The organism is Streptomyces sp. NPDC059668, assembly GCF_042734135.1.
In the GTDB taxonomy this organism is placed as follows: domain Bacteria; phylum Actinomycetota; class Actinomycetes; order Streptomycetales; family Streptomycetaceae; genus Streptomyces.
On record NZ_JBHWEL010000138.1, the window covers coordinates 1 to 8971 of the forward strand.

Annotated in this window: 8 protein-coding genes; 4 read left to right on the forward strand and 4 right to left on the reverse strand. The window is 70.3% G+C overall.

All coding sequences use genetic code 11. From position 1 onward, the window contains the following. Together ACFV2J_RS42070 and coxB are read right to left on the reverse strand one after the other, a co-directional pair. Positions 1-1073, reverse strand: a 1073-nt coding sequence (locus ACFV2J_RS42070) for a cbb3-type cytochrome c oxidase subunit I (RefSeq protein ID WP_385443772.1), incomplete at its 3' end; no start/stop codon positions are given. Next, positions 1070-2029, reverse strand: coding sequence for a cytochrome c oxidase subunit II (gene coxB, locus ACFV2J_RS42075; RefSeq protein WP_385092462.1), 960 nt, complete (start codon positions 2027-2029; stop codon positions 1070-1072). The genes ACFV2J_RS42070 and coxB, both read right to left, overlap by 4 nt. Before the next feature lie 335 nt (positions 2030-2364). Here coxB and ACFV2J_RS42080 point away from each other — a divergent pair, with 335 nt between their 5' ends. Next, positions 2365-3747, forward strand: a complete 1383-nt coding sequence (locus ACFV2J_RS42080; protein WP_385092459.1) for a cysteine desulfurase/sulfurtransferase TusA family protein — start codon at positions 2365-2367, stop codon at positions 3745-3747. Positions 3748-3767: 20 nt separating this feature from the next. Here the strand turns inward: ACFV2J_RS42080 and ACFV2J_RS42085 are convergent, their stop codons facing one another. Further along, positions 3768-4742 (reverse strand): carbohydrate kinase family protein, encoded by a 975-nt coding sequence (locus tag ACFV2J_RS42085; RefSeq protein ID WP_385092456.1) that lies wholly within the window; start codon positions 4740-4742, stop codon positions 3768-3770. Between the two features lie 134 nt (positions 4743-4876). Here ACFV2J_RS42085 and ACFV2J_RS42090 point away from each other — a divergent pair, with 134 nt between their 5' ends. After that, positions 4877-5086, forward strand: a complete 210-nt coding sequence (locus tag ACFV2J_RS42090; protein WP_385092453.1) for a hypothetical protein — start codon at positions 4877-4879, stop codon at positions 5084-5086. A gap of 202 nt (positions 5087-5288) precedes the next feature. Beyond that, on the forward strand, positions 5289-6857 hold the full coding sequence (locus tag ACFV2J_RS42095; protein ID WP_385092450.1) for a hypothetical protein: 1569 nt from the start codon (positions 5289-5291) through the stop codon (positions 6855-6857). A 120-nt stretch (positions 6858-6977) separates the two neighbouring features. On the opposite strand, the gene ACFV2J_RS42100 is transcribed toward ACFV2J_RS42095, so the two are convergent. After that, positions 6978-7334 carry an iron-sulfur cluster assembly accessory protein gene (locus ACFV2J_RS42100; protein ID WP_148013634.1) on the reverse strand — a complete coding sequence of 119 codons (357 nt, stop codon included), beginning with the start codon at positions 7332-7334 and terminating at the stop codon, positions 6978-6980. A gap of 309 nt (positions 7335-7643) precedes the next feature. Between ACFV2J_RS42100 and nadA the strand changes: the two genes are divergently transcribed. Continuing rightward, positions 7644-8828 (forward strand): quinolinate synthase NadA, encoded by a 1185-nt coding sequence (gene nadA / locus ACFV2J_RS42105; RefSeq protein ID WP_385098159.1) that lies wholly within the window; start codon positions 7644-7646, stop codon positions 8826-8828. The last annotated feature ends 143 nt before the right edge of the window (positions 8829-8971 follow it).

Genomic DNA, 8971 nt, shown 5'->3' on the forward strand with positions numbered 1-8971 from the left:
GACAGGGAGCCCTTCCACATCGTCCCGATCCAGTTGAAGAACTTCACGCCTGTCGGTACGGCGATGAGGAACGTCATGAAGGAGAAGAACGGGAGCAGTACACCGCCGGTGACGTACATGTGGTGCGCCCACACGGTCACGGACAGGCCCGCGATCGCGATGGTCGCGCCGATCAGGCCCATGTAACCGAACATCGGCTTGCGCGAGAACACCGGGATGACTTCGGAGATGATGCCGAAGAACGGTAGGGCGATGATGTACACCTCCGGATGGCCGAAGAACCAGAAGAGGTGTTGCCAGAGCAGCGCTCCGCCGTTAGCGGCATCGAAGACGTGGGCCCCGAATTTTCGATCCGCCTCCAGGGCGAACAGGGCCGCCGCCAGGACGGGGAAGGCGAGCAGCACCAGAACAGCGGTGAGCAGCACGTTCCACACGAAGATGGGCATACGGAACATCGTCATGCCGGGAGCGCGCATGCAGATGATGGTGGTGATGAAGTTGACCGCACCGAGGATCGTGCCGAAGCCGGAGAAGGCCAGACCCATGATCCACATGTCGGCGCCGACGCCGGGCGAGCGGACCGCGTCGGAGAGCGGCGAGTAGGCGAACCAGCCGAAGTCGGCCGCGCCCTGCGGGGTGAGGAAGCCGCCCACCGCGATCATCGAGCCGAAGAGGTACAGCCAGTAGGCGAACATGTTCAGCCGCGGGAACGCCACGTCGGGCGCGCCGATCTGCAGCGGCATGATCCAGTTCGTGAAACCGGCGAACAGCGGCGTCGCGAACATCAGCAGCATGATCGTGCCGTGCATCGTGAACGCCTGGTTGAACTGCTCGTTCGACATGATCTGCAGACCGGGACGCGCCAGCTCGGCGCGCATGAGCAGCGCCATGACGCCGCCGATGCAGAAGAAGGCGAACGACGTGACCAGATAGAGCGTGCCGATCGTCTTGTGGTCAGTGGTGGTGAGCCACTTGATCACGACGTTGCCCGGCTGCTTGCGCCGCACCGGCAGCTCGTTCTCGTACGAGTCGTCGGCTTCCGCGGCACCCTGGGGTTCGTTGAGGATGCTCACAGGTTGTTCGTCTCCCGGTTCTTCTCGTGGCCCGTCTGCTCAATGCCGGCCGGGATGTAACCGGTCTGCCCCTCGGCCGCGAGCTGCTTGAGGTGAGCCTCGTAGCGCTCGGGCGAGACGACCTTCACGTTGAAGAGCATCCGGGAGTGGTCGACGCCGCACAGCTCGGCGCACTTGCCCAGGTAGGTGCCCTCCCTGTTGGGAGTCACCTGGAAGGAGTTGGTGTGGCCCGGGATGACGTCCTGCTTCATGAGGAACGGCACCACCCAGAAGGAGTGGATGACGTCCCGCGAAGTGAGGACGAAGCGGACCGTCTTGCCCTTGGGGAGCCAGAGGGTCGGACCGGGGTTCTTCGTTTGCGGGTTCCGCTCACTCGGCGTGCCGGCCTCGTAGACACCGCCGGCGTTCACCGGGAAGTCCTTCTTGAACCGGTCCGGAATGGCGTCCAGGTTCTTGTCGGTCTTCGCGTCACCGGTGACACCGGGAACGTTCTCGATGTAGTTGAAGCCCCAGCTCCACTGGTAGCCGACCACGTTGACCGTGAGGTCGGGCTTCTTGTCGAGGCTGAGGAGCTTCGTCTCGTCGCGTGCGGTGAAGTAGAACAGCACCGAGACGATGATGAGCGGGACCACCGTGTACAACGCCTCGATCGGCATGTTGTACCGGGTCTGCGGGGGAACTTCGACCTTGGTGCGGCTGCGCCGATGGAAGACGACGCTCCACAGGATCAGACCCCAGACCAGCACGCCCGTGGCGAGCGCGGCCGCCCACGAGCCCTGCCAGAGGGAGAGGATCCGCGGAGCCTCCTCCGTGACCGGGGTGGGCATACCAAGGCGGGGAAAGTCCTTGTATGTGCAACCGGTGGCGGTCGCCAGGACCAGGCCCGCAGTCATTGCCTGCAGCAGCTTCCGCCGCATCGGGCGCCGCGGCGAGCGGTCGGAGCCGTTGGGACTCACGTAGCGCCTTCCCGAGAGTCTCGCCCGCGCTGGTTGGCTACGGCCCTTCTCGCTGGTCGCTCGCCGCCCTGGCACACGGGCAGGGGTTTGGATGTTTATGCGGACCAAACCCTACTGGACGCTATTTGAGGTCGCGCGGGGAGGGTGCCCAACGCGCCGCCGGGTCAGCCGAAGGGGGTGGGTTGCCCTGCTCCGGGCTACTTCTGACGGAGATTTGGGAGCCCAGGAGCTCGTGACACGGGACATCGCGGCGACCGCGGGTGCGTCGCGGCCGGTCGCGCCGTTCCGCACGCCCCCTTGGGGCGATGCCCTGACCGGGGCTTTAGCGTGGGCGTGTGGCCTACTTCGACGCAGCTTCCGCCGTGCCTCTCCACCCCGTCGCGCGACAGGCCCTCCAGGCCTCGCTGGACGAGGGCTGGGCCGACCCCGCCCGGCTCTACCGCGAGGGGCGGCGGGCCCGGCTCCTGCTCGACGCCGCCCGCGAGGCGGCCGCCGACGCGGTGGGCTGCCGCCCGGACGAACTGGTCTTCACCGGTTCCGGCACCCGGGCGGTGCACTCCGGCGTCGAGGGCGCGCTGGCGGGCCGTCGACGCGTCGGACGCCACCTGATCGTGTCAGCCGTCGAACACTCGTCGGTACTCCATGCGGCTGAGGTCCACGAGGCGGCGGGCGGCACGGTGACCCGCGTCCCGGTCGACCGCGCGGGCGCGGTGTCCCCTTCCGTGTACGCCGATGCCCTGCGCCCCGACACCGCGCTCGCCTGCCTGCAGTCCGCCAACCACGAGGTGGGCACGGAGCAGCCGGTGGCGGCGGTCGCACAGGCGTGCAGGGCGGCGGGGGTGCCCCTCCTGGTGGACGCGGCGCAGTCGCTGGGCTGGGGGCGGATCGAGGGTGACTGGTCCCTGCTGACGGCAAGTGCCCACAAATGGGGCGGCCCTTCGGGGGTCGGGCTTCTCGTCGTACGCAAGGGAGTGCGGTTCGCCCCTCAAGGGCCGCTGGACGAACGGGAGTCGGGTCGGGCGGCCGGCTTCGAGAACATCCCGGCCGTGGTGGCCGCGGCGGCCGCGCTGCGTGCCGTGCGCGCGCAGGCGGCCGTGGAGGCGGCGCGGCTGCGGGAACTGACGGACCGGATCCGGGCGCGGGTACCGGAACTGGTCACGGACGTGGAGGTGGTCGGCGACCCGGCCGGCCGGCTGCCGGGGATCGTCACCTTCTCCTGTCTCTACGTCGACGGGGAGTCGCTCCTGCACGAACTGGACCGGGCGGGCTTCTCGGTCTCCTCCGGTTCGTCGTGCACGAGCAGCACGCTCACCCCCAGCCATGTCCTGAAGGCGATGGGGGTACTGAGCGAGGGCAACGTCCGGGTGTCGCTGCCGCCGGGCACGCCGTCCGAGGACGTCGACCGGTTCCTGTCGGTCCTTCCGGTGGCGGTCGCCGCGGTGCGCGAGAAGCTCGGCGCTCCGACGGCCCCCCGGACGGCGTCCGCCCCCTCCGGGTCCCTCGTCCTCGACGCCCTCGGCAAGCTCTGCCCGATCCCCGTCATCGAACTGGCCGGGGTCATCGGCGACGTACCGGTCGGCGGCACCGTCCGGGTCCTCGCGGACGACGAGGCGGCCCGCCTGGACATCCCGGCGTGGTGCGAGATGCGGGGTCAGGAGTACGTCGGGGAGGAGCCGGCGGACCAGGGCTCGGTGTACGTGGTCCGCCGGGTGTCCTGACCCGGTGCGGTGCGGGCCCCCTAGACCAGGTGGGCCCTGACCTCCAGGGCGGCGTCGTCGCCGTACGCCTTGGTGAACCGGTCCATGAAGTGGGCGCGGCGCAGCTGGTACTCCTGGGTGCCGACCGTCTCGATCACCAGGGTGGCGAGCATGCAGCCGACCTGGGCGGCGCGTTCCAGGGAGACGCCCCAGGCGAGCCCGGACAGGAAGCCCGCGCGGAACGCGTCGCCGACGCCCGTCGGGTCGGCCTTGCGCTCCTCGTCCGGGCAGCCGACCTCCACCGGGTCCTCGCCGACGCGCTCGATGCGGACGCCCCGCGCGCCGAGGGTGGTCACCCGGTGGCCGACCTTGGAGAGGATCTCGGAGTCGCTCCAGCCGGTCTTGGACTCGATGAGCCCCTTCTCGTACTCGTTCGAGAAGAGGTAGGTCGCCCCGTCCAGCAGTATCCGGATCTCGTCGCCGTTCATCCGGGCGATCTGCTGCGAGAAGTCGGCCGCGAAGGGGATCGAGCGGGACCGGCACTCCTCGGTGTGCCGGAGCATCGCCTCGGGGTCGTCCGCGCCGATGAGGACGAGGTCGAGCCCGTCGACCCGGTCGGCGACCGCCTTCAGCTCGATCAGCCGGGCCTCGCTCATCGCGCCCGTGTAGAAGGAGCCGATCTGGTTGTGGTCGGCGTCCGTGGTGCACACGAAGCGCGCGGTGTGCAGCACCTCGGAGATCCGTACGGAGCCGGTGTCGACGCCGTGGCGGTCCAGCCACGCACGGTATTCGTCGAAGTCGGAGCCCGCGGCCCCGACCAGGATGGGCTTCGTGCCCAGCTGACCCATACCGAAGGCGATGTTCGCGCCGACGCCTCCCCTGCGCACGTCGAGGTTGTCGACGAGGAAGGACAGGGAGACCGTGTGCAGCTGGTCCGCGACCAGCTGGTCGGCGAAACGGCCGGGGAAGGTCATGAGGTGGTCGGTGGCGATGGAGCCGGTGACTGCGATACGCACGGCGAGGACACGCTCCTGCGAAGGGAGAGGGTTGACAGTTCACGCTACCCGGTCGGCACCCGACCTCTGAAGCGGTCAAAACTACCCGATAGTAGGTCTTTCTTCGTAACGCTCCCGGTGCATACGGTTCCGTTATGACGAACCTCAAGGTCCACGGCTCCGCTCCGCTCGACCTCGAAGGCGACCTGGCGTCGCTGCGCGACGACTGTGCCCGTACCGCCAGGCGCTGGGCGGCGCCGGCCCCGGTCACCGTCCCGTCCGTGTCCCCGTCCCGCATCCACGGGGTGCGCGTCCCTCCGGCCTCGGCCCGCCTGCTGGACGCGATGTCCGACTACGGCGACTGACCCGCGTCACGTACGGCGTCCGCGCGGGCGCCGCGCGCGGGCGGGCGGACAGCGCCCGCAGGGAACCGTGCGCTCCCCCGCTGCGTCCCATCGCCGTCCCCCTTAAAGGGGACACGGCGTACGACCTTCCTGCGCCCGCTCCGGGATGTCCCCGACCGGGCCTGGTCGTCGCGGACAGCAGTGGAGCCGAAGGAGCGATGCGGTGAGCACCGAGCGACCCGACCACGAAGCGACCGACCCCGCCGAGGACGGTGCCGGGACGGCGAAGCCACGCCGCCTGCGTTCCCCGGTGGCCGTCGCCTCGGTCGCGGCCGCCGTTCTGCTCGTCGGGGGCGGCGGGGCGTACATGGCCACGACCGCCTTCGACGGCGGCGGACACAGTGGCTCCGGGTCCCCCGGCGGCGACGGCACTCCTCCGCCGCTCGCCCTCGACGGCGCCACCGGGGGCGGCACGGGCGGTGTCGCGCCGGGCGAGCCCAACCCCTACGGCACGGTCTACCGCGCGGACGGCGAGCTGCCCGACGGCCCGGACTCCGCGCCCGTCTACGCACCGAGGGGCACGGTCACCGCGGCCGAGGTGACCCGCCTCGCCGGGGCCCTGGGGCTCACCGGCACCCCGCGGCTCGTCGGCGACACCTGGCGGGCCGGCCAGGCCGGGGACGGCTCCGGCCCGAGTCTCCAGGTGAACCGGCGGGCCCCCGGCACCTGGACGTTCAGCCGCTACGCACCCGGCACCGACAACTGCAAGGGCGCCGTGTGCACCAGCGACCCCGGCTCGCCGGGCAGTCACGCGGTGAGCGAGGCCTCCGCGAAGAAGGCCGCCGCCCCCGTACTGAAGGCGCTCGGCGAGGACGACGCGAAACTCGACGCGAGCGCGCTCATGGGCGCCGTACGGGTGGTGAACGCGGACCCCGAGGTCGGCGGCCTGCCCACGCACGGCTGGACCACCGGCGTCCAGGTCGACAAGGAAGGCCAGGTGGTGGGCGGCAACGGCCTGCTGAAGGCGCCGGAACGCGGGGACACCTACCCCGTCCTCGACGCCCGCCGGACGCTGGACCTGATGAACGCTCCCGGGACGGCCTCGGCGCCGGGCGGTTCGCGCAACGGGCCCGGCGGCTGCGCGAGCGCCGTGCCGCTGAAGGACCGGGACGAGGCACCGTGCGCCGCCTCGACCGCGCTACCCCGGCGGGAGACGGTCAACGTCGAGAAGGCCACCTTCGGGCTCGCGTCGCACTTCGTGGACGGGCATCAGACGCTGGTGCCGTCCTGGCTGTTCGAGGTACGGCCGAAGGGGGCCACCGCCCCCCTCACCGTGACGCATCCGGCCGTCGACCCGAAGTACCTGGCCGCGCCCGCGACTCCGGGGGCGCCGGCCGGGACCCCGAGCCCGCGGCCGACGGGCGAGCCGGCGTCCCGCGGCGTCACGGTGCAGGGGTACACCGCCGACGGCAGGGATCTGACGGTGAGCTTCACCGGCGGGGTGTGCGCCGACTACTCCGTCTCGGCGCGCGGGAGTGCGGACAAGGTGACGGTCGAGGTCACCGAGACCCCGTGGCGGGGCAAGGTCTGCATCCTGATCGCCAAGGTGTACGAGAAGACGGTGCGCCTGGACGAACCGCTCGGCGACCGGAAGGTCGTGGGGTCGGACGGCCGGGAGATCCGGGAGGGGAAGACGCCGAGCGCTTCGAGGACCGTCCCGACGGAACCGGGCGACCCGACGACGCCGAGGGCGCCCAGGGTGCCGCACACCCCGGTGCCGTTGGCGCGGTAGCGCGGACGGTCCGCGCGCGGTCGCGGGCCGGGACACGCGAAGGCGGCGTCCCCCATAGGAGGGGGACGCCGCCTTCGTACGTGTCCAGCAGTCGGCCGGGGTCCGGCTGAGGGCCGGGGCCTAGCTGAAGGAGTCGCCGCAGGCGCAGGAGCCCGTCGCGTTCGGGTTGTCGATCGTGAAGCCCTGCTTCTCGATGGTGTCCACGAAGTCGATCGAGGCGCCGCCCAGGTACGGGGCGCTCATGCGGTCGGTGACGACCTTGACGCCGCCGAAGTCCTTGACGACGTCGCCGTCGAGGGAGCGCTCGTCGAAGAAGAGCTGGTAGCGGAGGCCGGAGCAGCCGCCGGGCTGAACGGCGACACGCAGTGCCAGATCGTCGCGGCCTTCCTGGTCGAGCAGGGCCTTGACCTTGCCCGCGGCGGCGTCGGACAGCATGATGCCGTCGCTCACGGTGGTGGTCTCGTCCGATACGGACATCTGCTTCTCTCCCGGGTTGTTCGGAGACTGCTTGCCGACGGGAACAACCGCCGGGGCCGCGGATTCATTCCGGGCCGAGAGTCTGTCTTCTGGTTCTCCGTTCCCTCTCATGCTCGCACACGCGCATCAACGCGCACAGCGGCCTGTGGACAAGCTCAGGGATTCACATCACATGGTCCCGGCGGACATCGTCAACATGACGTGAAGCGGTTATGATAGATAGCGTCATTTAGACGAAAAGGCTTGTCCCGCATGTCCCGCCGGGCCGTTCGCGCCCCGGCGAGCCGCAGAACAGAAAGGGTGCGTGTCGTGACCACCGCCCAGACCCAGGAGCTCGACGTACAGCCGACGCCCCTCGCCCTGCTGTTGCTCGGCCGTGAGGCCGACCCGAGGAGCGAGCGCGGCGTCGAGTGCCCCGGTGACCTGCCCTCGCCGTCCGACCCGGACCTGGTGGAACGCGCACGGGCGGCGAAGGAGAAGCTCGGGGACAAGGTCTTCGTGCTGGGCCACCACTACCAGCGCGACGAGGTCATCCAGTTCGCGGACGTCACGGGCGACTCCTTCAAGCTCGCCCGGGACGCGGCCGCGCGCCCCGAGGCCGAGTACATCGTGTTCTGCGGTGTGCACTTCATGGCGGAGTCCGCGGACATCCTCACCTCCGACGACCAGAAGGTGGTCCTGCCCGACCTCGCCGCCGGATGCTCCATGGCCGACATGGCCACGGCCGAGCAGGTCGCCGAGTGCTGGGACGTGCTGACCGAGGCCGGAGTGGCCGAACAGGTCGTCCCCGTCTCGTACATGAACTCGTCCGCCGACATCAAGGCGTTCACCGGCATGCACGGCGGCACGATCTGCACGTCGTCCAACGCCCAGCGGGCCCTGGAGTGGGCGTTCGAGCAGGGCGAGAAGGTCCTCTTCCTCCCCGACCAGCACCTCGGCCGCAACACCGCCGTCCGTGACATGGGGATGTCCCTGGAGGACTGCGTCCTCTACAACCCCCACAAGCCGAACGGCGGCCTGACCGCGCAGCAGCTGCGCGACGCGAAGATGATCCTGTGGCGCGGCCACTGCTCGGTGCACGGCCGCTTCAGCCTGGACTCGGTGAACGACGTGCGCGAGCGCATCCCCGGCGTGAACGTGCTCGTCCACCCGGAGTGCAAGCACGAGGTCGTCGACGCGGCGGACTACGTCGGCTCCACGGAGTACATCATCAAGGCCCTCGAGGCGGCCCCGGCCGGCTCGAAGTGGGCGATCGGCACGGAGCTGAATCTCGTACGCCGGCTGGCGAACCGTTTCGCCCCCGAGGGCAAGGAGATCGTCTTCCTCGACAAGACGGTCTGCTTCTGCTCGACCATGAACCGCATCGACCTGCCCCACCTGGTGTGGACACTGGAGTCGCTGGCCGAGGGCACCCTGGTCAACCGCATCGAGGTGGACCGGGAGACGGAGCGGTACGCGAAGCTGGCGCTGGAGCGGATGCTGGCGCTGCCGTAGCCGCGCCCGGCCGCCCGCACGGCCCGTCATACGGCTCGGGCCCGCCCGGACACGAAAGGTGTCCGGGCGGGCCCCCGCGCGTTAGCCTGTTGCAGGGCCCCAAGCACCCCCCACGGGCCGGATGCGGGTCACCCCCCCCCCCC

Excerpts from the sequence above, each read along its gene's own strand:
- ACFV2J_RS42090 (WP_385092453.1), top strand. The coding sequence starts at position 4,877 with ATGACGAACCTCAAGGTCCACGGCTCCGCTCCGCTCGACCTCGAAGGC.
- ACFV2J_RS42100 (WP_148013634.1), bottom strand. The coding sequence starts at position 7,334 with ATGTCCGTATCGGACGAGACCACCACCGTGAGCGACGGCATCATGCTG.